At 66.0% G+C, this 26439-nt stretch carries 25 protein-coding genes; 18 read left to right on the forward strand and 7 right to left on the reverse strand.

The window, feature by feature from the left end; genetic code table 11:
* Positions 1–120: 120 nt before the first annotated feature.
* Positions 121–933: an exodeoxyribonuclease III gene (xthA, locus tag OMP44_RS09390; protein ID WP_187979332.1), complete on the forward strand. Its 813-nt coding sequence runs from the start codon at positions 121–123 to the stop codon at positions 931–933.
* Positions 934–1002: 69 nt separating this feature from the next.
* Positions 1003–2358, forward strand: coding sequence for a substrate-binding domain-containing protein (locus OMP44_RS09395; RefSeq protein WP_280307506.1), 1356 nt, complete (start codon positions 1003–1005; stop codon positions 2356–2358).
* 211 nt (positions 2359–2569) lie between these two features.
* Here the strand turns inward: OMP44_RS09395 and OMP44_RS09400 are convergent, their stop codons facing one another.
* Positions 2570–2962: a DUF192 domain-containing protein gene (locus tag OMP44_RS09400; RefSeq protein WP_273861505.1), complete on the reverse strand. Its 393-nt coding sequence runs from the start codon at positions 2960–2962 to the stop codon at positions 2570–2572.
* 145 nt (positions 2963–3107) lie between these two features.
* Here OMP44_RS09400 and OMP44_RS09405 point away from each other — a divergent pair, with 145 nt between their 5' ends.
* Both OMP44_RS09405 and OMP44_RS09410 read left to right on the forward strand, forming a co-directional pair.
* A complete protein-coding gene (locus tag OMP44_RS09405; protein WP_187979335.1) occupies positions 3108–4316 on the forward strand; it encodes an MFS transporter in 1209 nt (402 codons plus the stop codon).
* Positions 4313–5521 carry an MFS transporter gene (locus OMP44_RS09410; protein WP_280307508.1) on the forward strand — a complete coding sequence of 403 codons (1209 nt, stop codon included), beginning with the start codon at positions 4313–4315 and terminating at the stop codon, positions 5519–5521. The genes OMP44_RS09405 and OMP44_RS09410 overlap by 4 nt, the downstream gene beginning before the upstream one ends.
* A gap of 71 nt (positions 5522–5592) precedes the next feature.
* On the opposite strand, the gene OMP44_RS09415 is transcribed toward OMP44_RS09410, so the two are convergent.
* Positions 5593–5787 carry a hypothetical protein gene (locus tag OMP44_RS09415; RefSeq protein ID WP_280307509.1) on the reverse strand — a complete coding sequence of 65 codons (195 nt, stop codon included), beginning with the start codon at positions 5785–5787 and terminating at the stop codon, positions 5593–5595.
* A gap of 250 nt (positions 5788–6037) precedes the next feature.
* Here OMP44_RS09415 and OMP44_RS09420 point away from each other — a divergent pair, with 250 nt between their 5' ends.
* The 3 genes from OMP44_RS09420 to mqo all read left to right on the forward strand — a co-directional run bounded on the left by OMP44_RS09420 (position 6038) and on the right by mqo (position 10236).
* Positions 6038–6454, forward strand: coding sequence for a response regulator (locus OMP44_RS09420; protein ID WP_273861502.1), 417 nt, complete (start codon positions 6038–6040; stop codon positions 6452–6454).
* A 240-nt stretch (positions 6455–6694) separates the two neighbouring features.
* Positions 6695–8284, forward strand: coding sequence for an ABC-F family ATPase (locus tag OMP44_RS09425; protein ID WP_187979340.1), 1590 nt, complete (start codon positions 6695–6697; stop codon positions 8282–8284).
* 455 nt (positions 8285–8739) lie between these two features.
* Positions 8740–10236, forward strand: coding sequence for a malate dehydrogenase (quinone) (gene mqo / locus OMP44_RS09430; RefSeq protein WP_187979341.1), 1497 nt, complete (start codon positions 8740–8742; stop codon positions 10234–10236).
* Between the two features lie 142 nt (positions 10237–10378).
* Here mqo and OMP44_RS09435 read toward each other — a convergent pair whose 3' ends face one another.
* The 3 genes from OMP44_RS09435 to OMP44_RS09445 form a co-directional block, all read right to left on the reverse strand.
* Positions 10379–12172, reverse strand: a complete 1794-nt coding sequence (locus OMP44_RS09435) for a gamma-glutamyltransferase family protein (protein ID WP_431312629.1) — start codon at positions 12170–12172, stop codon at positions 10379–10381.
* Between the two features lie 77 nt (positions 12173–12249).
* The gene (locus OMP44_RS09440) at positions 12250–12750 is read right to left on the reverse strand and encodes a DUF1294 domain-containing protein (protein WP_273861501.1); all 501 of its coding nucleotides are present in this window, start codon (positions 12748–12750) and stop codon (positions 12250–12252) included.
* Positions 12747–13583: an undecaprenyl-diphosphate phosphatase gene (locus OMP44_RS09445; RefSeq protein WP_158896727.1), complete on the reverse strand. Its 837-nt coding sequence runs from the start codon at positions 13581–13583 to the stop codon at positions 12747–12749. The genes OMP44_RS09440 and OMP44_RS09445 overlap by 4 nt, the downstream gene beginning before the upstream one ends.
* Before the next feature lie 266 nt (positions 13584–13849).
* On the opposite strand from OMP44_RS09445, the gene pnuC reads away from it, so the two are divergent.
* The 5 genes from pnuC to OMP44_RS09470 all read left to right on the forward strand — a co-directional run bounded on the left by pnuC (position 13850) and on the right by OMP44_RS09470 (position 16511).
* Entirely contained in the window at positions 13850–14413 is a 564-nt protein-coding gene (gene pnuC / locus OMP44_RS09450) for a nicotinamide riboside transporter PnuC (protein ID WP_280307727.1), read from the forward strand.
* The gene (locus OMP44_RS09455) at positions 14410–14937 is read left to right on the forward strand and encodes an AAA family ATPase (RefSeq protein ID WP_187979344.1); all 528 of its coding nucleotides are present in this window, start codon (positions 14410–14412) and stop codon (positions 14935–14937) included. Before pnuC ends, OMP44_RS09455 begins: the two co-directional genes overlap by 4 nt.
* 37 nt (positions 14938–14974) lie before the next feature.
* Positions 14975–15529, forward strand: coding sequence for a Smr/MutS family protein (locus OMP44_RS09460; RefSeq protein WP_280307512.1), 555 nt, complete (start codon positions 14975–14977; stop codon positions 15527–15529).
* Between the two features lie 63 nt (positions 15530–15592).
* The gene (gene folE / locus OMP44_RS09465) at positions 15593–16141 is read left to right on the forward strand and encodes a GTP cyclohydrolase I FolE (RefSeq protein ID WP_133863117.1); all 549 of its coding nucleotides are present in this window, start codon (positions 15593–15595) and stop codon (positions 16139–16141) included.
* 64 nt (positions 16142–16205) lie between these two features.
* Positions 16206–16511, forward strand: coding sequence for a putative quinol monooxygenase (locus OMP44_RS09470; protein ID WP_280307514.1), 306 nt, complete (start codon positions 16206–16208; stop codon positions 16509–16511).
* Positions 16512–16914: 403 nt separating this feature from the next.
* On the opposite strand, the gene OMP44_RS09475 is transcribed toward OMP44_RS09470, so the two are convergent.
* Complete coding sequence (locus OMP44_RS09475; RefSeq protein WP_187979347.1) at positions 16915–17463, reverse strand: adenine phosphoribosyltransferase; 549 nt, start codon at positions 17461–17463, stop codon at positions 16915–16917.
* 208 nt (positions 17464–17671) lie between these two features.
* Here OMP44_RS09475 and OMP44_RS09480 point away from each other — a divergent pair, with 208 nt between their 5' ends.
* From OMP44_RS09480 to rbsD, 6 genes are read left to right on the forward strand one after another with little or no spacing between them, the layout of a single operon-like run.
* The gene (locus OMP44_RS09480; protein ID WP_133860613.1) at positions 17672–18628 is read left to right on the forward strand and encodes a sugar ABC transporter substrate-binding protein; all 957 of its coding nucleotides are present in this window, start codon (positions 17672–17674) and stop codon (positions 18626–18628) included.
* Between the two features lie 16 nt (positions 18629–18644).
* Positions 18645–20201, forward strand: coding sequence for a sugar ABC transporter ATP-binding protein (locus OMP44_RS09485; protein WP_280307515.1), 1557 nt, complete (start codon positions 18645–18647; stop codon positions 20199–20201).
* A complete protein-coding gene (locus tag OMP44_RS09490) occupies positions 20198–21175 on the forward strand; it encodes an ABC transporter permease (protein WP_280307516.1) in 978 nt (325 codons plus the stop codon). Before OMP44_RS09485 ends, OMP44_RS09490 begins: the two co-directional genes overlap by 4 nt.
* Positions 21175–22194 (forward strand): LacI family DNA-binding transcriptional regulator, encoded by a 1020-nt coding sequence (locus OMP44_RS09495; protein WP_187979350.1) that lies wholly within the window; start codon positions 21175–21177, stop codon positions 22192–22194. Before OMP44_RS09490 ends, OMP44_RS09495 begins: the two co-directional genes overlap by 1 nt.
* Positions 22184–23092: a ribokinase gene (rbsK, locus tag OMP44_RS09500; protein WP_280307517.1), complete on the forward strand. Its 909-nt coding sequence runs from the start codon at positions 22184–22186 to the stop codon at positions 23090–23092. Before OMP44_RS09495 ends, rbsK begins: the two co-directional genes overlap by 11 nt.
* Complete coding sequence (gene rbsD / locus OMP44_RS09505; protein ID WP_273862017.1) at positions 23089–23493, forward strand: D-ribose pyranase; 405 nt, start codon at positions 23089–23091, stop codon at positions 23491–23493. Before rbsK ends, rbsD begins: the two co-directional genes overlap by 4 nt.
* Here rbsD and OMP44_RS09510 read toward each other — a convergent pair.
* Positions 23490–26354: a sensor domain-containing phosphodiesterase gene (locus tag OMP44_RS09510; RefSeq protein WP_280307519.1), complete on the reverse strand. Its 2865-nt coding sequence runs from the start codon at positions 26352–26354 to the stop codon at positions 23490–23492. The two genes, rbsD and OMP44_RS09510, sit on opposite strands and share 4 nt — an antisense overlap.
* Positions 26355–26439 lie beyond the last annotated feature (85 nt).

Below are 26439 nucleotides of genomic sequence, written 5' to 3' on the forward strand. Positions count from 1 at the left end.
CAGGGATGCTAACGGGCGTTGCGCTGTGAGACAAACGGGAGTGGCCAGGGTTCGCCAGGTGGCCGTTTCGGCAAGAAGCTTTCTGCTAGGCTAGGGCCATCCACGTTTCGGGAGGGTGTCATGAAGGTAGTTTGCTTCAATATCAATGGCTTGCGCGCAAGACCTCATCAACTTTCCGCCATCATCGAACGCTATGATCCAGATGTGATCGGTCTTCAGGAAACCAAGGTCGCGGATGACCAGTTTCCCCTGGCTGAGGTCGAGGCCCTGGGTTATCACGTGCACTACCACGGGCAGAAGGGCCACTACGGGGTGGCCCTGCTGTCACGCCTGGCGCCGCTGGAGTTGCACAAGGGCTTTCCGGGCGATGGTGAAGAATCCCAGAAGAGATTCATCTATGGCGTCTTCGCGGATCGCCAGGGTCAGCCGCTGGTGGTCATGAACGGCTATTTTCCTCAAGGCGAGAACATTGCCCACCCGACAAAATTCCCAGGCAAGAGGAAGTTCTACGCGGATCTTCAGAATCTACTTGAAGAGCGCTTCTCACCGGACACACCCTTGCTGCTCATGGGCGACTTCAACATCTCCGCCCAGGATCACGACATCGGCATCGGCGCAGCCAACGCCAAGCGCTGGCTGCGTACCGGCGCCTGCAGCTTCCAGCCGGAAGAACGCGAATGGATGCAGCGGCTGCTCGGCTGGGGCCTGATCGACAGCTACCGCCAGCTGCACCCTGAGGTCGACGACCGCTTCAGCTGGTTCCCCTATCGCAGTCGCGGCTTCGAAGACGAACCCAAGCGCGGCCTGCGCATCGATACCATCCTGGCCTCGCGGATCCTGCAGGAGCGTATCGTCTCCGCCGGCGTGGACTACGACATCCGCGGCATGGAGAAACCCTCCGACCACGCGCCGATCTGGCTGGAATTGACGTGAGGTCCTGTCACATCGACGTCATGCGACATCCCTAAGGTGTCGGCCTCGCCTTAGGCTCGAGGCCGACCCATGAACTGCTCTGCTCCGGTATTCCGTCGCGCCTTGCTGCGGCGAGCGGCGCTCGCGACCTTGCTTCCGCTGCTGCCTCTCCCCCTGCTGGCCAACGACGCCCCAACCACCCGCCTGCGCCTGCAGGGCTCCAATACCATCAACGCCCGCCTGGGTCCGCGCCTGGTCGCGGCCCTGCTCGCCGAGCGCGGCTTCCGCGATCCCCAGGTGGTACCCACCGCGGTGATGGACGAATGGCAGCTGGTGGCGCGCGCCCCGAACGGCGCTAGCGTGGCCGTGCAGATCGCGGCCCATGGCTCCAGTACCGGCTTTACCGCCCTGGCGGCGGGCACAACCGATCTCGCTGCCGCCTCGCGCCCGGTCACCGATGCCGAGGTGAACACCCTGGCCGGCCTGGGTGACCTGCGCAGCAAGGAGGCGGAGTACGTCATCGGCCTGGACGGCCTGGCGATCATCGTGCATCCCGGCAATCCGCTGCGAGAACTCGATCTGCAGCAGCTGGCGCAGATTTTCTCCGGCGACATCGGCGACTGGCAGCAACTGGGCGGCAAGGCCAGCCCGATCCGACTCTATGCGCGGGATGATCGCTCGGGCACCTACGACACCTTTCGCGAGCTGGTGTTGAGTCCTGCCGGCAAACGCCTGAGTGCTGCCGCCAGGCGCTTCGAATCCAACGAAGAACTGGCGCAGCGGGTGGCCGAGGATCCCGCCGGCATAGGCTTCACCAGCCTGGCGGCGGCTGCCGGGTCGCCAAAGCTCGCCCTGCGCGACGGTGAAGGCCGCGCCATAGCGCCGAGCGAAGCCAGCATCGCCACCGAAGACTATCCGCTCGCCCGCCGCCTCTTCCTCTATGCGCCGCCTGCCCAGCGTTCGGACTGGGCGCAGAGTCTGCTGGAATTCAGCCAGACCCCGACGGGTCAGGCGGTGGTGCAACAAAGCGGCTTTGTCGCCCAGCGCATCGAGCCTCTGACCATAGACGGCACCCGCGGCATGCCACCGGCCTACGGCAAACTGGCGCGCCGGGCGCAGCGCCTCACCGTAAACTTCCGTTTCACCGCCGGCAGCGCGCGCCTGGACAACAAGGCGCTGCGTGATGTCGAGCGGCTGGCCACCTTCATGCGCCAGCCGGAAAATGCCGGTCGGCAGCTGATTCTGGTGGGCTTCAACGATGCCACTGAAGATCCGGCACGCGCCTCCCTGCTGGCACGCCTGCGAGCCACCGCGGTCGCCACGGCGTTGCGTCACCAGCAGGCCTTTGCCGGCGAATTGCTTTCTCTTGGCGACCAGCTGCCCGTTGCAGGACTGTCGCCCAATGGCCGAGTAAAGAACCGGCGTGTCGAGGCCTGGATTCAATAGTAATCAAGGTGTTATGCCAAGAACGTGAAGAGGTATAGCACACCCCTACAGCGCCAGCCGGCAGTGCACGCACAGCGGTCGCCAGGCAATTCAGATTCGTAAAAAACTTAAGGTAACGTCTTAAAAGTAGATTCTAATTAAGATTATAAAATAACCGTATCTAATTGATTTAGAACACAATATAAAATTATCTTGATACCAAATCGAAGGACTATCGGGAGGCAGGCGCGACCGTCTCCAGCCCCTGTACAGCTTCGCCCGGCTTGATCCCACGCCCTGAAAACCAGCCGGCTTGGGTTTCCAGCGCGTAGCGCGCCGGGGCCTTAGAGCAATGATGGGTATCGGTCAGTGGCTGCATCTCGACGGTATTGAGGATCCTGCCACTCTTGTCGATGAAGGCGGCGGCCAATGCGCTGGGGGTATCGCGCATCCACAGGCAGCGTTCGTCATCCCCGGCAAAGACGAACAGCATCCCTTCACGGGCGCCCAGTGGCGGTCGCCCCATGAGTCCCCGAGCCCGCTGCGCAGGTGTCGCTACCACCTCGACGGCCAGGCGCTGCCCACCGATCCGCAATTCGATCCGCTCCGCTGCCCAACCGGGCATGGCGACCAACAGCAGGAAACCGACCCAAGTAGGACCTGGCGCTCGTTTCGCTTCCTCGCGCGCATGGACAAAAAATGTCATCGCATGTGACCTTTACCGGACGAAAGCAATCTATCCCACATTGTCAGACAACCTCTCGAGTCCGATGTCGACCGCCAGCCTACCGCCCGCACCCTCACCCGCTCTGGCCACCCGCATTACCCTGGGCACGGTGCTCTTTACCTTTATCGCCTACCTTACCATCGGCATCCCCCTGGCCGTGCTGCCGGGCTACGTGCATGACCAGCTGGGCTTCAACTCCATCATCGCCGGCCTGGTGATCAGCAGTCAGTACCTGGCGACCCTGTTTTCGCGCTCCCACGCCGGACGCATCATCGATACCGTGGGCGCCAAGCAGTCGGTGCTCTACGGCATGCTCGGCTGCGGCCTCAGTGGCGTGCTAATGCTGGCCTCGGTGCTTCTCCAGGCCTGGCCCTGGGTCAGCCTCACCGCCCTGCTGCTCGGCCGACTGGTGCTGGGTTGCGCCGAAAGCCTGTCGGGCACCGGTGCCATTTCCTGGGCGATCGGCCGGGTCGGCCCGACCAATACCGCCAAGGTGATTTCCTGGAATGGCGTCGCCAGCTACGGTGCCCTGGCCATAGGCGCGCCGCTGGGGGTGGTCTTGGTGGATACCCTGGGGCTGTGGATCATGGGCGTCAGCATCATCGGGCTGGCCGCCGTGGGTTATCGCATCGCCAAACCCCGTCCGCCAATCGTCCCGGTGCGCGGCGAACGCCTGCCCTTCACCACCGTGCTGGGTCGGGTCCTGCCCTTCGGCCTCGGCCTGGCGCTGGGCGGCATCGGCTTCGGTACCCTGGCGACCTTCATTACCCTCTATTACGCCAGCCAGGGCTGGAGCGGCGCGGCCCTGTGCCTGACCGTATTCGGTTCCTTCTTCATCGGGGTACGCCTGGTCTGTGCCAACGCCATCAACCGCCACGGCGGCTTTCGCGTCGCCATCGTCAGCCTGGCGGTGGAAGCGGTCGGTCTGGCGGTCCTCTGGCTAGCGCCCAGCGTGACCACCGCGCTTATGGGTGCCGCCCTCACCGGGATCGGCTTCTCGCTGGTATTCCCGGCACTCGCCGTGGAAGCGGTGCAGCGAGTCCCGTCCTCCAACCGGGGCGCCGCCCTGGCCGGCTATTCGGTATTCATCGACCTTTCGCTGGCGGTGACCGGGCCCCTGATCGGCGCCGTGGCCACCCACTTCGGCTATGCCGCCAGCTTTCTCTGCGCCGCCCTGGCCGCGCTCGCCGGGCTCGCCCTCAGCGTCCGCCTCCTCTGCCGTTTCGACGAGTCCTCTCGAGAACAGCCATGACCACGACAGTCCCTACCGCTACCTCGCTCGCCATCACGCTGCGCATCGTCTCAATCGTCGTCTTCAGCTTCCTGCTGTTCCTGGCGATTGGCCTGCCGCTGGCGATCCTGCCGGGCTACGTGCACGACGATCTCGGCTACGGCTCGGTGATCGCGGGACTGGCGATCAGCATCCAGTACCTCGCCACCCTGTTCACCCGGCCCCTGGCCGGCAAGCTGGCCGACAGCATTGGCGCCAAGCGCGGCGTGATCTACGGTCTGTTCGGCTGCGTCGCCTGCGGCGTGCTGACCCTACTGGCCACCTCGCTGCAGAGCCTGCCTGGTCTCAGCCTGGGCCTGCTGATCGTCGGCCGGGTCATCCTCGGCATGTCCCAGGCCCTGATCGGCACCGGCTGCCTGAGCTGGGGCATGGGCAGCGTCGGCATGCAGCACGTGAGCAAGGTGATCTCCTGGAATGGCATAGCCGCCTACGGCGCCCTCGCGATCGGCGCGCCGCTGGGCGTGGCCATGGTCGCCGGCCTCGGCCTATGGAGCCTGGGCGTAGCGATCGCGCTGCTGGGTGCCCTGGGCCTGGCCCTGGCTTGGAACAAGGAACCGGCGCCGGTGATTCCCGGTGAGCGACTGCCCTTTCACAAGGTGTTCTGGCGCATCAGTCCCTTCGGTCTCTGCCTGCTGCTGAGCTCCATCGGCTTCGGCGCCATCGCTACCTTCGTCACGCTCTACTATGCGAGCAATGGCTGGCCCAATGCCGCCTTCTGCTTGACTGCCTTCGGCGCAGCCTTCATCTGTGCGCGGTTGCTGTTCGCCGGCACCATCAACAAACTGGGTGGCTTTCGGGTCGCCCTGGCCTGTTTCACCGTCGAGACCCTGGGTCTGCTACTGCTCTGGCTGGCAGTCACCCCGCAGATGGCGCTGATCGGCGCGGCCATGGCCGGCTTCGGGCTGTCGCTGGTCTATCCCGCCCTGGGGGTAGAGGCCATCGTCAAGGTGCCGCCCACCAATCGCAGTGCCGCACTGGGTGCCTACTCGCTGTGCCTGGACCTGGCGCTCGGTATTACCGGGCCGCTGGCCGGTGCCATCGCCAATGGCTTCGGCTTCAGTGCCATCTTCCTGTTCGCCGGCCTCATGGCCCTGGCTGGCCTGGGCCTTAGCGCCCTGCTCTACCGCCGTGCATTGCGTGAGCGGCCGAACATGCCGCCAACCTGACCAACTGATAGCGTCAGCGTCAGGCACCTGCGAATCACTTAGCGGATGTCGCCTGCCGGCTCCTGTAACCCCTACAGCGGACCAGGATCCGGGATCGGCGCCGGGGGCTTGGCGGGTTCGGTCAGGTTCTCGACTATCTCGTCGGGGATCTCGGTATCGATTTCCTCGTCGACCATGTCGGAGTCGTTCAGCGGTGCCTGATCGCCGCCCAGCCAGAGGGCCAGCGGCGAGGTGGTGTCGGGCGCGAGAGAAAGAGAAAGGATCATGCCGTGGCTCCTGTGCCGGTCGGTCTCAGAGATTAGTAGGTCGGCGGGGCCGGATGTTTCATCCAGACCCCTACCGCACGTCGCCGGATGGCAGGCAACTGACTGGTGTACGCCAGAGCGGCTGGTGACCTTCCAGGACAGAATTCGCCAAGCCTGGCAGCAGGTGCGGCCGCACATCCTGGCGATTGGCCAGGCGGAAGGTCCAGGCCTGACTAGACTGAGAAGATTCTCCACCCAGGAAAGGCCGTCCATGGAAACCAACGCTCTCCCCCCTCACGCCTCGAATCTGCTCGCGGTCGTTTCGGAAGACGAGTTGCTGCTGCAAGCGCTGGTCCGTGAGGTCCTGAAACAGGAAGGCTTCCATGTGGAGACCTTTGGCACTGCCGATGCCGCCCTGCAGTTTCTCGAACGGCATTGGCAGCAGGTCAACGTGGTGGTGTCCAACGTGCGGATGCCGGGGGTGATCGATGGCGTGCAGTTGGCCAGGATCGTCAGCGAACGCTGGCCCGGGGTGCCCGTCGTGCTGATGTCCGGCTACACCGGCCTGCGCAATGACATTCCGTCCGGAATACCCTTCCTACACAAACCCTGGACGCTGGATCAACTGACCGACGCGGTCTGGAACGTGGTACCACGCCCTGGCTCTCCCGGCCCGACCGCCCACTAGTCCAGCGACACCCGGCCGCCGCCTGCCCCGTACAAACGACCTCGCAGCTATGACACAATAGGCGGCATGTCGGGCACCGCCCGCCTTTACCGCAGCCCAGCCAGGCCGCCGCGCACCGTCGCTGCCCATTGACCCTGCCCGCTGGACCTCTGCCCATCCGATCGAAACGCTCTGTCCTGGCCGCCTGCCGGCCCGGACAGCGGCCGAACTCCGGTCCGAAACCCCTTACAGGTACCCCCCTTGATCTCCACCGCTAACATCACCATGCAGTTTGGCGCCAAGCCGCTGTTCGAGAACGTGTCCGTCAAATTCGGCAACGGCCATCGCTATGGCCTGATCGGCGCCAACGGTTGCGGCAAGTCCACCTTCATGAAGATTCTCGGGGGCGATCTCGAGCCCACCGGCGGGCAGGTGATGCTCGAACCCAACGTGCGCCTGGGCAAGCTGCGCCAGGACCAGTTCGCCTACGAGGACTGCACGGTCATCGACACCGTGATCATGGGCCACGCCGAGCTGGCCAAGGTCAAGGCCGAGCGCGACCGCATCTACTCCCTGCCGGAAATGAGCGAAGACGACGGCATGGCCGTGGCCGAGCTTGAGGTGCAGTTCGCCGAATACGACGGCTACACCGCCGAAGCGCGGGCGGGCGAGCTGCTGCTCGGCCTGGGCATCCCCCAGGACCAGCACTTCGGCCCCATGAGCGCCGTCGCCCCCGGCTGGAAGCTGCGGGTGTTGCTGGCCCAGGCACTGTTTTCCGATCCGGAACTGCTGCTGCTCGACGAACCGACCAACCACCTGGACATCAACACCATCCGCTGGCTGGAAGGCATCCTGGTCGCGCGCAACAGCACCATGATCATCATCTCCCACGACCGCCACTTCCTGAACAGCGTCTGCACCCACATGGCCGACCTGGATTACGGCGAACTGCGTCTGTTCCCGGGCAACTACGACGAGTACATGACCGCCGCCACCCAGGCACGCGAGCGCCTGCTGTCGGACAATGCCAAGAAGAAGGCCCAGATCGCCGAACTGCAGCAATTCGTCAGCCGCTTTTCGGCCAACGCCTCCAAGGCCAAGCAGGCCACCAGCCGGGCGCGCCAGATCGACAAGATCCAGCTGGACGAGGTCAAGCCGTCCAGCCGCGTCAGCCCCTTCATCCGCTTCGAGCAGAACAAGAAGCTGCACCGCCAGGCGGTGACCCTGGAAAACGTCACCCAGGGCTTCGACGGCACCCCGCTGTTCAAGCGTCTGGGTCTGCAGATCGAAGCCGGCGAGCGGGTCGCCATCATCGGCCCCAACGGCATTGGCAAGACCACCCTGCTGCGCACCCTGGTGGGCGAGATGGCTCCTCAGAGCGGTGAAGTGAAGTGGACCGACAGCGCTGATGTCGGCTATTTCGCCCAGGACCATGCCGAGGACTTCGCTGACGATGCCACCCTGTTCGAGTGGATGGGCCAATGGACGCAGGGCGGCGAGCAGATGGTACGCGGCACCCTGGGTCGCATGCTGTTTTCCAGCGACGACATCCAGAAATCGATCAAGGTCATCTCCGGTGGTGAGCAGGGGCGCATGCTGTTCGGCAAGCTGATCCTGAAGAAGCCCAACGTGCTGGTGATGGACGAGCCCACCAACCACCTGGACATGGAATCCATCGAGGCGCTGAACCTGGCGCTGGAAAACTATCCGGGCACCCTGATCTTCGTCAGCCACGACCGCGAATTCGTCTCGTCCCTGGCGACCCGCATCCTCGACATGAGCGAGACCGGCGTGGTCGATTTCAGCGGCAGCTACGACGACTACCTGCGCAGCCAGGGCATCAACGGCTGACCCCAGGGTTCGTGTAGTGGGTCGCGCCACCCACTACACGAACAAAATAGATGGTGCCCTAAGCAGTTACCCTAGGTATCATTTCGCACCGAAACGGGTACTCGACCAGGATCGCCGCGATCATCACCTATCGTTTGCGCCGGGAGACCAGGGGTCTCCTGCCACGTCTCGTAACACGTAGCGCCCCCTTCCGGCACGCTCGACGGGTTCCCTGTCGCATCCTGATCGCCCCTCCTGGCACCGGCCTCCGCCGGCCTGCCAGGACGCTTGGCCCCCACTCAATAAATCAGAACATTGCCGGACGGCTGCTGTCGCAACTGACTGCCATGCCCTACCGGTTGCCCACCCCTGCCTGTCCGTTCGCGGCCAGCTCGGGGTTGCCCAACTCGAGGTCGGGCTCCGACGCCCGCTCTCCCTCAGGTGTAAAGCGAGACACTGTCTCAGGAGTACGATGAATGCACAGTGGTAACGAAGAGTCGGATTTCGTTTTCGTCGGCGCGGGAATCATGAGCGCGACCCTGGCGGTCATGCTCAAGGAGCTGGAGCCCACGAGTACCGTCGAGGTACTCGAACTGCTCGACGTAGGCGCGGCGGAGAGTTCCAACCCCTGGAACAACGCCGGAACCGGCCATGCGGCCCTCTGCGAGTTGAACTACACGCCCGAAAAGGCGGACGGCAGCATCGACGTCACCAAGGCCCTCAGCATCAACGGCATGTTCGAGGCCTCCAGGCAGTTCTGGTCCTACCTGGTCGAGGAAGGCCACTTCGGTTCGCCGCGTGCCTTCATCAGCCCGGTGCCGCACATGTCCTTCGTGCATGGCGCCAAGGACATCGCCTTCCTGCGCAAGCGCTATGAAGCGCTCAAGGACCACGCCTGCTTCGACGGCATGGAGTATTCCGAGGATCACGCCAAGCTGCGCGAGTGGATGCCGCTGGTGATGGAAGGCCGGCCGGCCACCGAAGCCGTGGCGGCGACCCATGTGGCCGGGGGGACCGATGTCAACTTCGGCGCCCTGACCATGAGCCTGCTGGGCCACCTGCAGACCCGCCCCGGCACCCAGGTCCGTTACAACCAGAAGGTGGTGGACCTGACCCGCGAGGCCGACCAGCGCTGGCGCCTGACCATCGAGGACAGTCGTTCGGGTGCCACCCGGACGCTGATCGCCAAGTTCGTCTTTCTCGGCGCCGGGGGCGCGGCCCTGCCGCTGCTGCAGAAGTCGGGCATCCCCGAAGGCGCTGGCTATGGCGGTTTCCCGGTAAGCGGCCAGTGGCTGCGCTGCGACGATCCGCACATCGTCGAGCGCCACCAGGCCAAGGTCTACGGCCTGGCCGGGGTCAATTCGCCGCCGATGTCGGTCCCGCACCTGGACACCCGGGTGGTGGATGGCAAGAAGTCGCTGCTGTTCGGACCCTTTGCCGGCTTCACCACCAAGTTCCTCAAACGCGGTTCCTTCCTCGACCTGCCCAAGTCGATCAAGTCGGGCAACATCGGCCCCATGCTCGCCGTGGCGCGGGACAACATGCCGCTGACCCGCTACCTGGTCGGCCAGGTGCTGCAGTCATTCGACCAGCGCGTCGAGGAATTGCGTGCCTTCTACCCCGCCGTGCGCAAGCAGGACTGGCGCCTGGAAGTGGCCGGCCAGCGGGTGCAGATCATCAAGAAGGATCCGCAGAAAGGCGGTGTCCTGCAGTTCGGTACCGAGATCGTCGCCTCCGGCGACGGCACCATCGCCGCCCTGCTGGGCGCCTCCCCGGGCGCTTCCACCTCGGTGTCCATCATGCTGACCCTGGTCGAGCGCTGCTTCCCCAGCCGTTATCAGAGCGCAGAGTGGCAGGCGAAGCTGCGCACCATGTTCCCGGCCTTCGGCCACAAGCTCGCGGAAGAACCGGAGCTGCTGCGCGAAGTGCGCGAACGCACCACCCGGGTGCTGCAACTCGACCAGCCGGCGTGATGCCGCAGATGCCGGACCGTTCACCCGGTCCGGCGTCTTCTTCCCCGCAAACCTGCTTCGAAGCTCCCTATCCCGTCCAATCGCCTCCTCCTCGCCCGGGAGAGGGCTGGAGTGAGGGAGTCTTTATCCGCCAGGCTTCCGCCTAATCCCCCAGCGCCACGCCTTCCCGCCGCGGATCGGCACCCCCCTGCCAGCCAGATCCGACCCGGCGAATGACCTGGATGCCGCTGGTCATCTCGTCCTCGCGCACCTGATGCCCACGCTGCTCCAGCGCCTGGCGCAGGGCCGGGGTGGTCTCGCCGCGCTCCAGCTCGGTGGGGCCGTTGCGGCTGCCGAAATTCGGCAGGCCCGCCGCCGCCTGGGGATCCAGCTGCCAGTCCAGCAGGCCGACCAGGGTCTTGACCACATAGCCGGCGATCTGTGAACCGCCCGGCGAGCCCAGCGCGGCCAGCAGCTCACCGCTCTGGCGATCGAATACCAGAGTCGGCGACATGGTCGAGCGCGGTCGCTTGCCCGGCTCCACCCGATTGGCCACCGGCAGGCCCTTCTCCTGCGGCACGAAGGAAAAGTCCGTCAGCTGATTGTTGAGCATGAAGCCCTTTACCATCAGATGGGAGCCGAAGTAGCTCTCCACCGTAGTGGTCATGGACAGGGCGCCGCCCCAGGCATCCGCGGCCACGACCTGGGAGGTAGAGATGCGCAGCGGCGAGCGGTCCGGCGCCCAGGCCAGGGTCGGTCCGGGCGGAACACCCGGCGCGGCCTTGCCCAGGCTGCGCTCACCAACCTGCTGGGCGCGACTGGCCAGATAGCCCGGATCGAGCAGACCCTTGACATTGACCGGCACCAGCTCCGGATCGGCCACGTACTGGGCACGATCGGCATAGGCCAGGCGCTCGGCCTCGGCGATCAGATGCACGGCTTCGGGACGCGGCTCCTGGCCCGCCGGCAGCGCGGTCGGCACCGGCCGCAGCGGCGCCAGGGCCCAGGCCGGATCACGGGCTTCCAGGGCCTGGAGGATGCCCAGGGTCTGGGCCACGGTGATGCCGCCGGCGGGCGGTGGCATGCCGCAGACACGCCAGTGCTGGTAGTCGGTGCACAGTGGCGTACGGGTCCTGGCACGATAGCCAGCCAGATCCTGGAGACTCAGGCTGCCGGGATTGGGGCTTTGCTGCACCGCCGTGGCGATGGCCTTGGCCAGGTCGCCACGATAGAGCGCCGCGGCGCCTTCCCGGGCGATCAGCGCCAGGGTCTCGGCCAACTCGGGGTTGCGCAGCCGGGTACCCACCGGCTTCACCTGGCCCTGGGCATCCAGGTACAGCGCGGCCATGCCGGGCGACTGCTTGAGGAAGGGATCGTGCACAAGCTGGTTATGCAGTCGCGGCGACAACGGGAAACCCTCGCGGGCCAGGCGGATGGCCGGCTCGAACAGCACCTGCCAGGCCAGCTTGCCGTGGTCGCGATGCGCCAGCTCCAAGGCGCGCAACACCCCGGGCACCCCGACCGAACGGCCGCCGATACGCGCCTCCTCGAAGGCCATGGGGCTACCATCCGCATGCAGGAAGAGCCTTTCCGTGGCGCCCGCCGGCGCGGTCTCGCGACCATCGTAGGCCTGGACCTTGCGACCGTCCCAGTAGAGCAGGAAGGCGCCGCCGCCGATTCCCGAGGATTGCGGCTCGACGAGGGTCAGGACCGCCTGCATGGCGATGGCGGCATCGATGGCCGAGCCACCCTGGCGCAGGATCTCCTGCCCTGCCTCGGCGGCCAGGGGGTTGGCCGCCGCCGCCATCTGCCGGGTGGCTGCGCTGGCCGTCAACCCAGGGCGGTAACCGGAACCGGCCTCGGGAGCCGTGGGCAAGGAGGTCTCGCGACTCTGGCTACAGGCCGCGAGAGTCAGGGACAGGAAGAGAGGCGTAAGGATCGACAAGGGGGTTCGCAACGTGGGGCTCCTGGGCAACGGGGGCTTTCGCCCGCCAAGCCTAGCCCATCATCCGGCCCTGCGCCGCCGCGCCTGCCCTAGAGCGGCAGGTGACGATGCAGAAAGCCGCCGCAGAGCACATCCAGCCAGAGCAGCTGGTGCAGGGCGACGATGGCGAAGAACACCAGCCGAAAGCTCAGCTTGACGGTCTTGTGGCGGAATCGCTGCTGGGCGATCAGGGCGCCCGGCCAGCCGCCGAGCAGTTCGCCCAGGTGCAGCATGCGCTCCGACACGCGCCAGCCCTTGTCGCGGGCGCGCTGCTTGTCGTGCTTGTAGAGCAGGTAAGTGACGATGCTCGCGACCAGATAGAGCGGCAACGGCCAGAGCACCCCGCGGCCGAAGGCCTGGGACAGCATGCCCACCGAGGGCAGGATGAAGACCGCGATCTGCAACAGCGCCAGCATGTCCTGGCGGGCGATGGCCGCGCGTTGCTGGTAGGGCGTCAGCGACCCTGCCCGCTTGGCGGCCTTGGGGGACGCGTTCTGCGTAGCCGCACGAGCCGGCTTGCGCCGGCTCTGCTGTTCCTGCTCGGGTTTCACCCGGCCGCCTTGGCCGCGTGCCAGTCGATCCAGCCGAATTGCCAGGTGGCCAGGATCAGCAGTCCGAAGACGATGCGGTACCAGCCGAAGACCACATAGCTGTGGTTGCCGATGAATTTCAGCAGCGCCTTCACCGCCAGCATGGCGAAGATGAAGGAGGTGACGAAGCCGACCGCGAAGATCATCGCATCGCTGGGAACGAACATGTGGCGGTACTTGTAGACCGAGTAGACCGTCGCACCCACCATGGTCGGCATGGCCAGGAAGAAGGAGAACTCGGTGGCCGCCTTGCGCGACAGGCCGAATAGCAGGCCGCCGATGATGGTGGAACCGGAGCGCGAGGTGCCCGGAATCATCGCCAGGCACTGGGCGCAGCCGACCTTGAGGGCGTCATGCCAGCGCATGTCGTCCACCTCCTCCACGCGGATGCGATGCTTGCGCTTTTCCGCCCAGATCATGATCACGCCGCCGATCACCAGGGCGAAGGCCACGGTGATGGGGTTGAACAGGTATTCGTGGATCAGATCACCAAGGATCACGCCCAGCACCGCAGCGGGCAGGAAGGCGACGATCAGATTGCCGGTGAAGCGCTGCGCATAGGACTTGCGCGGCAGGTCGGTGACGATCTCGAAGACCTTGAAGCGGTACTCCCAGACCACGGCCAGGATGGCCGCCAACTGAATCACGATGTTGAAGGCAATGACGGTATCGCCGCGAAAGCCGATCAGATCCGCCACCACGATCTGGTGGCCGGTACTGGAAACCGGCAGAAACTCGGTGATGCCCTCGACGATCCCCAGAATCAGCGCCTGCAAGGCACTCCATAGGTCCATGGTATTACTCCATCCAAGTGAAACATTTGCAGGTAGCCGGAGCTGCAGGCTCCGGCGGCAACGGGGTTCGAACCGTGACGCTCCGCAGGGCATGGCCCTTCGCGGTACCCAAGACAGCATGTGCTGAAGTCAGCGCCCGGCACCTTACCAGAGCGAGACCGGTTGAAGAGACCGATAGACGGCCATTAGGTGCCGTACAATGACAAATCCAATCTTTCCGGATGTGAAGCATGTCGTTTCTGGAGTCCCTCACCACCCTGCTGGGCATGTCGCCCGTGGAGCTGCTGGCCGCCGTTCTCGGGGTGATCGCCGTCTGGCTGACGGTCCGCCAGAACATCTGGGCCTGGCCCATCGGGCTGGTGATGGTGGTGCTCTACGCCTGGATCTTCCTGGACGTGAAGCTGTATTCCGACATGCTGCTGCAGTGCATCTATGCAGTGCTGCAGCTCTATGGCTGGTGGCAATGGCTGAGGGGTGGCCAGCAGCACCAGGGTCGGGTGGTCAGCTCCCTCGCGGCGAGGCCCCTGCTGACGGGTCTGGCCGTAGGTGCGCTGGGTAGTCTTGCCCTCGGCTATCTCATGGGCACCCATACCGACGCCGCCCTGCCCTGGCTGGATGCCGCGCTTACCGGTTTCAGCCTGGTCGCGCAGTTCTGGATGGCGCAGAAGCGGCTGCAATGCTGGATGCTGTGGTTCGTGCTGGACGTCATCTATGTGGGCCTCTTCTATTACAAGGGCCTCTACCCCACCGCGATCCTCTATGCGGTCTTTGTCGGCCTCGCCGCCTATGGCTGGCTGGACTGGCGCCGCGCCCTGGCGACCGCACGATGAAGGTGGTGGTGTTGACCGGCCCCGAATCGAGTGGCAAATCCTGGCTGGCGACGATCCTGAGCGAGAGATTCGGCGGTGTCCGGGTCGACGAGTACGTTCGCGAATACTGCGAGGCGCATGGCACCGACACCAGCCTGGCGGATGTGGAGCTCATCGCCCGCGAGCAATTGCGTCGCGAAGACCAGGCGCGGGCCAGTGCACCGGCCTTGCTGCTGCTGGATACCCATCTGCTGAGCAACCTGCTGTGGAGTCGCCTGCTGTTCGATGCCGCGCCCGCCTGGCTGGAACCGGCGCTGCTGGCACGCCGCTATGACCTGCATCTGCTGCTCGACCCGCGCGACGTCGCCTGGCAGGACGACGGTCAGCGCTGCCAGCCGGAGCTCACCGAGCGCCTGGCATTCTTCGCCAACTGCCGGGACTGGCTGCGGACCCATGGCCAGCCGGTGCTGGAAATCGCCGGCGACTGGCCCGAGCGGCAAAGGGCCGCGCTGGCCGCGGTGAGCCGATTGCTGCACGAGTCTTGACCCGTCGGTAGAATGACGTCCTACACCGGAGAACGCCATGCACGACGACGATGCCTCTTTCGCTGACTTCACCCGCGGGATCCGTCCGCTCAGGCAGGATCGCGCCGACACCGGCAAGTCACGCGCCGACCTGGGCCAGATCGCCCAGCGCCGGGCCAATGCGACCAGGACCTCGACCACGACCCGGGTGGATGGCCTGAGCGATGCCTTCGTCATTGATGTAGGCGCCGAAGACGAACTCTACTGGGGCCGCGATGGTGTCCAGGACACCCAGCTGAAGCGCCTCAAGAGCGGCCAGATCCCCTTCGAGGGCAGCCTGGACCTGCACGGCATGACCGTGGAAAGAGCCCGGGAGACCCTCTGGGACTTTCTTGCCGAGGCCACCCGCCTGGAAATCCGCTGCGTGCGCATCACCCATGGCAAGGCCGCGCGCGTCGATGGGCGTCGGCCGTTGATCAAGAGTCACGTCAACACCTGGTTGCGCCAGCACGCCCAGGTGCTGGGCTTCACCTCCTGCCTGCCCCGCCACGGCGGCACCGGCTCGCTTTATGTGTTGCTCAAGCGCACCATGCTCGAAGGTCACGACGAGTGACTCCGCGACTCGGATGACGTCTCATCCGAGCGCCAACCTCCTTATCGACAAACAGGAACCCAAATGTCTCTCGAACAGCACTACTCCTCGATCCTGACCGGACTTGGCGAAGACATCGGCCGGGAGGGGCTGGTGGACACGCCCAAGCGCGCGGCCAAGGCCATGCAGTACCTCTGCCGCGGCTATACCCAGACGCTGGAAGAGGTGGTGGGCGAGGCGCTCTTCACCTCGGACAACAGCGAGATGGTGCTGGTCAAGAACATCGAGCTTTACTCGCTGTGCGAGCACCACATGCTGCCCTTCATCGGCAAGGCCCACGTCGCCTACATGCCCAAGGGCAAGGTGCTGGGGCTGTCCAAGGTGGCACGCATCGTCGACATGTTCGCCCGCCGACTGCAGATCCAGGAAAACATGACCCGGCAGATCGCCGAAGCCATCGAGAAGGTCACCGGTGCGGCCGGTGTTGCGGTGGTCATCGAGGCGCAGCACATGTGCATGATGATGCGTGGCGTGGAGAAGCAGAATTCCTCCATGGTCACCTCGGTGATGCTCGGCCAGTTCCGCGCCAGCGATGCCACCCGCGCCGAATTCCTCAGCCTGATCAATCGCTGAGTCGGCCGCGACGTCCGCCAGCCCGGAGGGTCGAAGCCTGGAATCTCCAGGAGACCTGCACGCCATGGCGGACGTCCACAGCCTTACCCTGTTCAGAGCCCAACCCGAACGTTCCCAGGCGCTGGGCGCCCACCTGCTGGATCTGGCCGCGGTGGCAGTGCACGACGAGGGGTGCCTGGATTATCGGGTATTCCAGGGTAGCGAGGACAATGACGTCTGGGTGGTCCAGGCCCGCTGGATCTCGGTCGCCGCCCAGGACGACCACTTCAACCAGCCACACACCCTCGCCTTCCTCGACGAGCTGCCCAAGCTGGCGGACGAGGTGGATCTGTATCCGCTGGCGCCCAAAAAGCCTACGGCTGAGCTTTGACGACAGGCTGCCTGGGTTGCGATGAAGCGTAGAGTGGGCCGAGACGGCTCCCTCGTCGAAGCCCAACGGGACCGATGCAAAGGCAGGAGCTGTTGGGCTTCGCTGCGCTCAACCCAACCTACGACTTGATTGACCTTTTACGGCCATGGCGATCTGCAGACGCGGCCGGTCCCGCAAAGGTACCACCGTCGTAGGGTGGACAACGGCGCAGCCTTGTCCACGAACGGGCATCGGCATCAGGTGGAAAACGCTACGCGGTTTTCCACGCTACGGGCTGGACGCAATCGCGGCCATGGGCCGCTCCTACATTTGTTCGGTGTACCTGTAGGAGCGGCCCATGGCCGCGATAAACGAGAGCAAAGGCACAGCAGTGCGGACCGCGATGGTCGCGATCGACTGCAACTCAATACTCGGACAGCGCGAAGCTCGTCAGGGCGAAGGTGGGGATGCCGGCGGCTTCTAGGCGCCTGGAGCCGCCCAGTTCGGGCAGGTCGACGATGGCGGCGGCTTCGTGGACTTCGGCGCCCAGGCGGCGGATCAGGTTGCCGGCGGCGACGAGGGTACCGCCGGTGGCGATGAGATCGTCGACCAGCAGCACCGAATCACCGGCACCGACGCTGTCCTTGTGTACCTCGATCACCGAATCGCCGTATTCGGTGCTGTAGACCTCGGTCAGCAGCTCGGCGGGCAGCTTGCCCTGCTTGCGGAACAGCACCAGCGGCTTGCCCAGTTCGTAGGCCAGGATCGGGCCGATGAGGAATCCGCGCGCATCCAGCGCCCCGACGTGGGTGAAGGTCGCCGAACGATAGCGCTCTAGCAGCTCCGCCATGACGGCGCGCAGCCCCTCGGGCGACTGGAACAGTGGCGTGATGTCCCGGAAGATCACCCCCGGCTTGGGAAAATCGGGCACGGCACGGATGAGGGACTTCAGGGCGGATTCGGAAAAGGACATGGCAGAGACTCTTGGGCGCCGGGCGCCTGGTTGAATACGATTGCCCAGTATACCGGTGCCCGCCCGGCCAGGGCCAACCCGCCATCCCTGCGCGCTGAATCGATTCATGTAGTGAGTCGCGTTGACAGCTACCAGCGAAGCGGACATCCTCGATAACGCGCAAACGTTTGCGCGACCACAAGAACCATAAGAATTCGGAGATTCCCCTATGCTGGCCTTTCGCCCTGCCCGCCTGCTGGCGGCTATCGCTCTCGCCTCCGCTTCGCTGATCCTGCCGCTCACCGCCAGTCATGCCACGGCCGCCGAAAAGCCCAAGGTCGCGCTGGTCATGAAGTCCCTGGCCAACGAATTCTTCCTGACCATGGAAGACGGCGCCAAGACCTACCAGAAAGAGCATTCCGCCGACTTCGATCTGATCTCGAACGGGATCAAGGACGAGACCGACACCTCCAGCCAGATCCGTATCGTCGAGCAGATGATCGTGTCCAAGGTCGACGCCCTGGTCATCGCCCCGGCCGACTCCAAGGCGCTGGTCCCGGTGCTGAAGAAAGCCAGCGACGCCGGCATCAAGGTGGTCAACATCGACAATCGCCTGGATCCCGAGGTGCTCAAGTCCAAGTCCCTGGACATTCCCTTCGTCGGCCCCGACAACCGCAAGGGCGCACGCCTGGTGGGCGAGTACCTCGCCAAGCAGCTCAAGCAGGGTGATCAGGTCGGCATCATCGAGGGCGTCTCCACCACCACCAACGCCCAGCAGCGCACCGCAGGCTTCAAGGACGCCATGGAAGCGGCCGGCATGAAGATCGTCGGCGTGCAGTCCGGCAACTGGGAAATCGACAAGGGCAACGCCGTCGCCGCAGCCATGCTCAACGAATACCCCGACCTGAAGGCCCTGCTGGCCGGCAACGACAGCATGGCGCTGGGCGCCGTCTCCGCCGTACGGGCCGCGGGCAAGAAAGGTCAGGTGCAGATCGTCGGCTACGACAACATCAAGGCCATCCACCCGATGCTGAAAGACGGTCGCGTCCTCGCCACCGCCGACCAGTTCGCCGCCAAGCAGGCCGTGTTCGGTATCGACGCCGCGCTCAAGCTGGTCAAGGGCGAGCCCACCGGTGCCAAGGACGGCGTGATCGAGACGCCGGTCGAACTCGTCACCCAGCCCTGAGCCAAGGAGAGCCCCCATGTCGTCCGAGGTCATCCTCAGCGCCCGTGGCATCGGCAAGACCTATGCCCAGCCGGTACTCGGCGGCGTGGACCTGGAGTTGCGCGCCGGCCAGGTGCTGGCGCTCACCGGGGAAAACGGCGCCGGCAAGAGCACCCTGTCCAAGATCCTCTGTGGCCTGGTGCAACCCACCACCGGCGAGCTGAGCTTCCTCGGCCGACCCTATGCCCCGGGCAGCCGCCGTGAGGCGGAAGCCCAGGGCGTGCGGATGGTCATGCAGGAACTCAATCTGCTGCCCACCCTCACCGTGGCGGAAAATCTCTTTCTCGATCGCCTGCCCCGGCGACTGGGCTGGATCGACCGCCGCCAGTTGCGCGAGCAGGCGCGGCTGGCCATGGCCCAGGTCGGCCTGGAGGCCATAGATCCGGATACCGCCATCGCCGAACTGGGTGTAGGTCACCAGCAGATGGTGGAAATCGCCCGCAACCTGATCGGCGATTGCCGGGTGCTGATTCTCGACGAGCCGACCGCCATGCTCACCTCGCGCGAGGTGGATTTGCTGTTCGAGCAGATCGAGCGCCTGCGCGCCCGGGGCGTGGCCCTGGTCTACATCTCCCATCGCCTGGAAGAACTCAAGCGCATCGCCCAGCAACTGGTGGTGCTGCGTGATGGTCGGCAGGTGGCCGATGCGCCCATGGCCGAGTATGGCACCGACCAGATCGTCAGCCTCATGGTCGGCCGCGATCTCGGCGAGCACCTCGACATGGGCGAACGCCGCTTCGGCCCGCCCCTGCTGGAGGTCAAGGGTCTCTCGCGCGCCGACAAGGTCCAGGATGTCTCCTTCAGCGTCCGCGCTGGCGAGATCTATGGTATCTCCGGCCTGATCGGCGCCGGACGGACCGAACTCCTGCGCCTGATCTTCGGCGCCGATCGCGCCGATTCCGGCACGGTGCACCTGGCCGGCAAGCCGGTCGACCTGGGTTCGCCGGCCAAGGTAGTGCGCCAGGGCATCGCCCTCATCACCGAGGATCGCAAGGGCGAAGGCCTGCTGCTCAGCCAGCCGATCAGCGCCAACATCGCCCTGGGCAACATGGCCAAGGTCGCGCGACAGGGCCTGGTCAGCGGCACACGCGAAGCGGCCCTGGCCGAGCGCCATATCAAGGGCATGCGCATCCGCTGCAACGACGGCACCCAGCCCGTGGGCGAACTCTCCGGTGGCAACCAGCAGAAGGTGGTGATCGGACGCTGGCTGGAACGCGATTGCCAGGTGATGCTGTTCGACGAACCCACGCGCGGCATCGACGTCGGCGCCAAGTTCGAGATCTATGGCCTGCTGGCCGAACTCACCCGCCAGGGCAAGGCCCTGGTCGTGGTCTCCAGCGACCTGCGCGAGCTGATGCTGATCTGCGATCGGATCGGCGTGATCTCCGCCGGCCGCCTGGAAGCCACCTTTGAACGCCATGACTGGGATCAGGAGCGGCTGCTGGCCGCCGCCTTCGCCGGCTATCGCTCCCGCGAAGCCCTGCTGGAAGAACCTGTCCCGCCGCAAACCCTTTCTCAGGAAGCCATTCGATGAGCAGCCTTCCCGTCACCTCTTCCCGGCGCGCCTTCGGCCTGGGCCTGGGCACCTACATCGGCCTGGCCGCTGCCCTGCTGACCATGATCGTGCTGTTCTCCCTGATGAGCAGCCACTTTCTCTCCTACGCCACCTTCACCACCCTGGCCAACCAGATCCCCGATCTGATGGTGCTAGCGACCGGGATGACCTTCATCCTGATCATCGGCGGCATCGATCTCTCGGTGGGTTCGGTGGTCGCCCTGGCCGCCGCCGTGGTCAGCGTCGCCACCCTGGAATGGGGCTGGGGCATCCTGCCGGCGGCCGCCCTGGGCATGTTCTGCGCGGCCCTGACCGGCACCCTCACCGGCAGTGTGACCGTGGCCTGGCGCATCCCCTCCTTCATCGTCTCCCTCGGCGTGCTGGAAATGGCCCGTGGCGCCGCCTACCAGCTGACCAATTCGCGCACCGCCTATATCGGCGATGCCTACGCCTGGCTGTCGACGCCCTTCGCCTTCGGCATCTCGCCCTCCTTCGTCATCGCCCTGCTGGTGATCGTGGTCGCGCAGCTGCTGCTGACCCGCTCGGTGCTCGGGCGCTACCTGATCGCCATCGGCACCAACGAGGAAGCGGTGCGCCTGGCCGGGATCAATCCCAAGCCCTACAAGGTCATCGTCTTCGCCCTCATGGGCCTGCTGGCGGGCCTGGCCGCACTGTTCCAGATCTCCCGCCTGGAAGCCGCCGATCCCAATGCCGGCGTGGGCCTGGAACTGCAGGTGATCGCCGCCGTGGTGATCGGCGGGACCAGCCTCATGGGCGGCCGCGGCTCGGTGATCAGCACCTTCTTCGGCGTGCTGATCATCTCGGTACTGGCCGCAGGCCTGGCCCAGATCGGCGCCAGCGAGCCGACCAAGCGCATCATCACCGGCGCGGTCATCGTGGTTGCCGTGATCCTCGACACCTATCGCAGCCAGCGCGCCAAGAGCAAGGGCTGATGGCGACCATCAAGGATGTCGCCGCCCGCGCCGGCATCTCCTACACCACCGTCTCCCACGTGGTGAACAACAGTCGCCCGGTCAGTCCGGGCGTCCGCAAAAAGGTCGAGGCGGCCATCGCCGAGCTGGGCTACGTGCCCAGTGGCGTGGCCCGCTCCCTGCGCAGTCGCGCCACCGGCACCTTCGGCGTGCTGGTGCCCAATGCGGTCAACCCCTACTTCGCCGAACTGGCGCGGGGGATCGAGGATCACTGCGAGCGCCAGGGTTACAGCGTCATCCTCTGCAATTCCGATGACGATGCCGACAAGCAGCTGCGCTATCTGCGGGTGCTCAAGGAGCGCCGCATCGACGGCCTGGTGGTCGCCACCGTGGACGGCGATCCGCGCTTTGCCCGCGCCCTCGCCGGCCTGCGCATCCCGCTGGTGCTGGCCGACCGGCCGCTGGACGGCGTCCAGGCCGCGCATATCCGCATCGATCACCACCAGGGCGGCCTGCTCGCCACCCGCCATCTGCTGGAGCTCGGCCATCGGCGGATCGCCTGCATCGGTGGCCCGGCCGACTCGCCCGTCGCCAGCGAGCGGATCACCGGCTACCAGGAGGCCCTGGCGGACGCCGGCATCGCGCCTGGCGCCATCCAGCGCTGTCCCTTCACCGCCGCCGCCGGTCATGCCGCGGCCCGCGAATTGCTGGCCTCGGGGGAGCGTCCGACCGCGATCTTCGCCGGCAACGACACCATCGCCCTGGGCGTGTTGCGCGCCGCCGCCGAGCTGGGCCTGGACGTCCCCGGCCAGCTCTCGGTGGTGGGCTTCGACGACATCGAACTCAGCCGCTATCTCTATCCGGCCCTGACCACCATCGGCCAGTCGATCCGCGACCTTGGCGAGCGCGCCGCCCAGCTCCTGCTGGCGCGCCGCGAGACGGTCGGCAGCCCCTCCACCCACGACATCGCCGTACCCCGGCTGGTGCTGCGCGAATCCACCGCGGCGCCCTCTGCTCTGGAGACCTCCCATGCACCCTGACGTCGTCGTCATCGGCAGCCTGAACATGGACCTGGTGGTGCGCACCCCGCGCCTGCCCAAGGGCGGCGAGACCCTCGCCGGCCATACCTTCACCACCGCACCCGGCGGCAAGGGCGCGAATCAGGCCGTCGCCGCGGCACGCCTGGGCGCCCGGGTCGCCATGATCGGCTGCGTCGGCGCCGATCCCTACGGTGACTTCCTCACCCGCAGCCTGGTGCAGGAAGGCATCGACTGCCAGGGTGTCTCGGTGGCGGCCGATGTCCCCACCGGCATCGCGTCCATCCTGGTGGATGACCAGGGCCAGAACGCCATCGTCATCGTCGCCGGCGGCAACGGCGAACTGTCCGCCGCGCACCTGCAGGCCCAGGAGCGCGTGCTCGACCAGGCCAAGCTGGTGATCGCCCAGCTGGAGGTGCCGCTGGCCACCGTGGGCGACGCCCTCGCCCGCGCCCATGCGCTGGGCAAGACGGTGATCCTCAATCCGGCGCCGGCCACCGGTCCGCTGCCGGCCGAATGGTACGCCCATATCGACTACCTGGTGCCCAACGAAAGCGAAGCCAGCCTGCTGACCGGGTTGCCGGTGGACACCCTGGAGCAGGCCGAAGCCGCCGCGCGCCAGCTGGTCGCCGCCGGTGCCCGCCAGGTGCTGCTGACCCTGGGTGGCCAGGGCCTGCTGCAGGTCACGTCCGACAGCTGCCGCCACCACCCGGCCACGCCGGTCAAGGCGGTGGACACCACCGCCGCCGGCGACACCTTCCTCGGGGGCTTCGCCGCCGGACTGGCAGAAGGTCTAAGCGTGGAGGCCGCCATCGCCCTCGGCCAGCAGGCTGCCGCCATCGCCGTCACCCGCCCGGGCGCCCAGCCGTCCATCCCCACCCGCCAGGAGCTCGCCCGGTGAAAAAGACTTCTCTGCTCAACATCGCCCTGTCCCAGGCCGTCGCCAGTCTCGGTCACGGCGACCTGGTGGTCATCGGTGACGCCGGCATGCCGGTACCGCCGGGCACCCCGCTGGTCGATCTGGCCGTCACCCCGGGCGTGCCGGACTTTCTCAGTGTGCTGCAGGCGCTGCTCAGCGAGATGCAGGTGGAAAGCCATCTGCTCGCCGAGGAAACCCTCAGCGCCCAGCCCCCGGCCCTGGGCGAACTGGAACGCCTGACCGGGAGCGGCGCCCTGGGCAGCCGCCGGCTGGTCTCCCACGACGAGATGAAGGCGCTGTGTCGCCAGGCACGGGTGCAGATCCGCACCGGCGAGTGCCAGCCCTACACCAACCTGATCCTGATGGCCGGCGTCGCCTTCTAGTCGGCGGCCCTGGCCAGCAGCCGCCGGGTCGCCAGCAGATCCAGCGGGCGGGCGAAGAAATAACCCTGGGCGTGGCGGGCACCCATGTCCCTGAGCAGTTGCAACGCCTGGGCGTCCTCGACGCCCTCGGCGACCACATCCAGCCCCAGTGACTCGGCCATGCGCACGATGGCGCGAACGATGGCGACACTGCGTGCGCTCTCGGCCAGACGCAGGACAAAGGACTTGTCGATCTTGAGGCCGCGAAAGCGATACTCGTGGACATAGCCCAGCGACGAGAAGCCCGCGCCGAAATCGTCCAGCACCACCGAGACGCCATGGCGATCCAGGGCCTCCATGGCCGCCTTGGCGCGTTCCGGTTCGGCGACCAGGGCACCTTCGGTCAACTCCAGGCAGATCCGCGACGGCGCCACGCCATACGCGGCCAGGATGCTCAGCACCTCGTCGGCGAACTCCGGGCGCACGATGCTGTAGCTGGAGCAATTGACGTGCACCACCGGCCAGTGCGCCTGGGCCGGTTCGGCGAGGGTGGCGGCGATGCGCGTCAGCATGTAGGTATCCAGGCGACCGATCAGCCGCAGGCCTTCCAGCTCGGGTAGAAAGGCCCCTGGCGCCAGGACGCTGCCGTCCGGCTGACGCCAGCGGATCAGCGCCTCCAGCGCCGCCACGCGGCCGCTGGTGACGTCGATGATCGGCTGGAAGAAGGGCTCCAGTTCGTTGCCATTCTTCAGCGCCTTGCGCAGCGCGCCTTCACGGACCACCTGATCGGACACCACCTGGCGCAGTTCCTGGTTGAAGACCGCGAAGTTGTCGCGCCCACCCTGCTTGACCCGATACATCGCCGTATCGGCGTCGCGCAGCAGGTCATCCGGCTGGCGATGCAGGCTGGGATCGGCCAGCACGATGCCGATGCTGCAGGAGGTGAACAGGCTGTGGTCGTCGATCACCAGTGGCCGGTCGAAGGCTTCGATAATGCGCTGGCCGATGGCTACCGGTGAATCCAGGCCGCCACCGGGCACCAGGATGGCGAATTCGTCACCGCCCAGTCGTGCCAGCAGGTCGGTCTCGCGCAGGCAGCTCGACAATCGCTCACCGGCCGCCACCAGCAGCAGGTCGCCGAAGGGATGGCCGAACTGGTCGTTGATGCGCTTGAATCTGTCCAGGTCGAGAAACATCACCGCCAGACCGGCCCCGTCACGCTCCAGCGCGGCCCAGAGCTCGCCCAGGCGTTGCTGGAAGAAGCTGCGATTGGGCAGCCGGGTCAGGGCATCGTGGTTGTTCTCGTACAGCAGTCGGGCGTTGGCGGCGTCCAGCGCCCGGGTGCGCTCCTGCACCCTGACCTCCAGGGCCTGGCGCGACTGCTGGATGGCTTCCGCGGCGCTGCGCCGGGACAGCGCGGTATCGATATGGCGCGAGACGAAGGTGAGCAGCTCCTGGTCGCGCCGGCTGTAGTAGACGTCTTCGCGATAGCTCTGTACCGCCAGCACGCCGCGGACGTGCTTGCCGTCGTAGAGGGGGATACCCAGCCAGGAGCAGGCTTCCGGGGTGCCCTCGACCGGGGTGATCTCGCCCTGCTCGATCAGCAGCCGGGCCTTGTGCCGATCGATGATGCAGGGTCGCCGTTGGCGGATGGTGTACTCGGTATAGCCGCGGGTGCCGCGTCGGGCGACGGGTGCGCTGGTACGGCGCTCATCGGCGAAATAGGGGAAGCTCACCTCCCCCGAGGCATCGTCGTAGAGGGCGATATAGAAGTTGTGGGCATAGAGCAGCTCACCCACGACGCGGTGCAGACCGCCCAGGAGGTCCGGCATGTCGGTACTGGCGCTGGACAGCTCGGCAATGCGAAACAGCGCCGCCTGCAGCTGCTCGGCGCGTTCGCGCTCGGCGATCTGCTCGCGCAGCCGAGCATTGACCTCCGAAAGCTCCTGGGTGCGCTGGCCCACGGTGGCTTCCAGGGATTCGCGCCGGAGGATGCGATCCAGGGCCATGGCCACATCGCGGGCGATCACCTGGAACAGCGCCTGATCCTCGGGGCCGTAGCGACGCTCGCGATCGTAGACCTGCAGGCTGAGCACGCCAAAGGTGCGATCGGCACCGTCCTTGAGCGGGATGCCCATCCAGAACTCGGGGACCGAGCCCTGGCAATAGTAGGGCCCTGACACCTGCGCCGCTTCGATGGCTTCCTTGGGCAGCAGCAGCGGTGTCCCGTGCATGAGCACATAGGCGGTCAGGCACGGCCGCTCGCGATCCAGCAATTCGAAGGAGCCGGGCTCGGGCGGACTCTCGTCGCGCTGGTCGAAATAATAGGGATAGTGGATCTGCTCCGAGTCAGCGTCCTGCAGCGCCAGGAAGAAATTTTCGGCATCGATCAGCGAGACCAGCAGCTCGTGGGTACGCTGCATGAACAGCTGGCGATCCAGGGTCGAACTCGCCAGATAGGTGATGTCGTAGAGCACCTGCTGGATCGCCTGGGCCCGCTGCAGCTGCAGGCGCTGCAGGACAAAGCCGAATCTCAGGGCCAGGGCGGCGAAATCGGTGTGGTCATCGGGGCGGGCGAGCAACCAGCCCAGCGGGGTCGGGCCGCTGCCGGTGGGATGGCAGCGGAGCCCGGTCTTGACCGACAGCTGCGCCAGTTCCTCGTCGTCGAGCAATTCCGGCCAGGCACTGGCGCCATTGCCGGTGGCCATGCACGACCAGTTGCCACGGCGCTGGTACCAGGCCCAGTCGGCATCGGCAGCGGCTGCACGCAGTTGCGCGATGATCTGCTCCGCCGCCAACCCCGGCGCATTCGGATCCGGCCAGCGTGTCTCCGACGGCCTGGCCAGGCGTGCACCTGGCGACTGTTCCTCAGGCCCTTTCATGCTGACTCCTTCCCGTGCATTCCCCGAATCCTGACACAGATGCCCCGGGCTTCGGCAACTACGGAATGAACGGTTTCCCTAGGGG

This window comes from Pseudomonas flavocrustae, from assembly GCF_029872515.1.
Lineage (GTDB): Bacteria > Pseudomonadota > Gammaproteobacteria > Pseudomonadales > Pseudomonadaceae > Chryseomonas > Chryseomonas aestiva.

Coding starts and splice junctions, on each gene's coding strand:
- xthA (WP_187979332.1), top strand. CDS start 121: ATGAAGGTAGTTTGCTTCAATATCAATGGCTTGCGCGCAAGACCTCAT.
- OMP44_RS09395 (WP_280307506.1), top strand. CDS start 1,003: ATGAACTGCTCTGCTCCGGTATTCCGTCGCGCCTTGCTGCGGCGAGCG.
- OMP44_RS09400 (WP_273861505.1), bottom strand. CDS start 2,962: ATGCCCGGTTGGGCAGCGGAGCGGATCGAATTGCGGATCGGTGGGCAG.
- OMP44_RS09405 (WP_187979335.1), top strand. CDS start 3,108: ATGTCGACCGCCAGCCTACCGCCCGCACCCTCACCCGCTCTGGCCACC.
- OMP44_RS09410 (WP_280307508.1), top strand. CDS start 4,313: ATGACCACGACAGTCCCTACCGCTACCTCGCTCGCCATCACGCTGCGC.
- OMP44_RS09415 (WP_280307509.1), bottom strand. CDS start 5,787: ATGATCCTTTCTCTTTCTCTCGCGCCCGACACCACCTCGCCGCTGGCC.
- OMP44_RS09420 (WP_273861502.1), top strand. CDS start 6,038: ATGGAAACCAACGCTCTCCCCCCTCACGCCTCGAATCTGCTCGCGGTC.
- mqo (WP_187979341.1), top strand. CDS start 8,740: ATGCACAGTGGTAACGAAGAGTCGGATTTCGTTTTCGTCGGCGCGGGA.
- OMP44_RS09445 (WP_158896727.1), bottom strand. CDS start 13,583: ATGGACCTATGGAGTGCCTTGCAGGCGCTGATTCTGGGGATCGTCGAG.
- pnuC (WP_280307727.1), top strand. CDS start 13,850: ATGTCGCCCGTGGAGCTGCTGGCCGCCGTTCTCGGGGTGATCGCCGTC.
- OMP44_RS09455 (WP_187979344.1), top strand. CDS start 14,410: ATGAAGGTGGTGGTGTTGACCGGCCCCGAATCGAGTGGCAAATCCTGG.
- OMP44_RS09460 (WP_280307512.1), top strand. CDS start 14,975: ATGCACGACGACGATGCCTCTTTCGCTGACTTCACCCGCGGGATCCGT.
- folE (WP_133863117.1), top strand. CDS start 15,593: ATGTCTCTCGAACAGCACTACTCCTCGATCCTGACCGGACTTGGCGAA.
- OMP44_RS09470 (WP_280307514.1), top strand. CDS start 16,206: ATGGCGGACGTCCACAGCCTTACCCTGTTCAGAGCCCAACCCGAACGT.
- OMP44_RS09475 (WP_187979347.1), bottom strand. CDS start 17,463: ATGTCCTTTTCCGAATCCGCCCTGAAGTCCCTCATCCGTGCCGTGCCC.
- OMP44_RS09480 (WP_133860613.1), top strand. CDS start 17,672: ATGCTGGCCTTTCGCCCTGCCCGCCTGCTGGCGGCTATCGCTCTCGCC.
- OMP44_RS09485 (WP_280307515.1), top strand. CDS start 18,645: ATGTCGTCCGAGGTCATCCTCAGCGCCCGTGGCATCGGCAAGACCTAT.
- OMP44_RS09490 (WP_280307516.1), top strand. CDS start 20,198: ATGAGCAGCCTTCCCGTCACCTCTTCCCGGCGCGCCTTCGGCCTGGGC.
- OMP44_RS09495 (WP_187979350.1), top strand. CDS start 21,175: ATGGCGACCATCAAGGATGTCGCCGCCCGCGCCGGCATCTCCTACACC.
- rbsK (WP_280307517.1), top strand. CDS start 22,184: ATGCACCCTGACGTCGTCGTCATCGGCAGCCTGAACATGGACCTGGTG.
- OMP44_RS09510 (WP_280307519.1), bottom strand. CDS start 26,354: ATGAAAGGGCCTGAGGAACAGTCGCCAGGTGCACGCCTGGCCAGGCCG.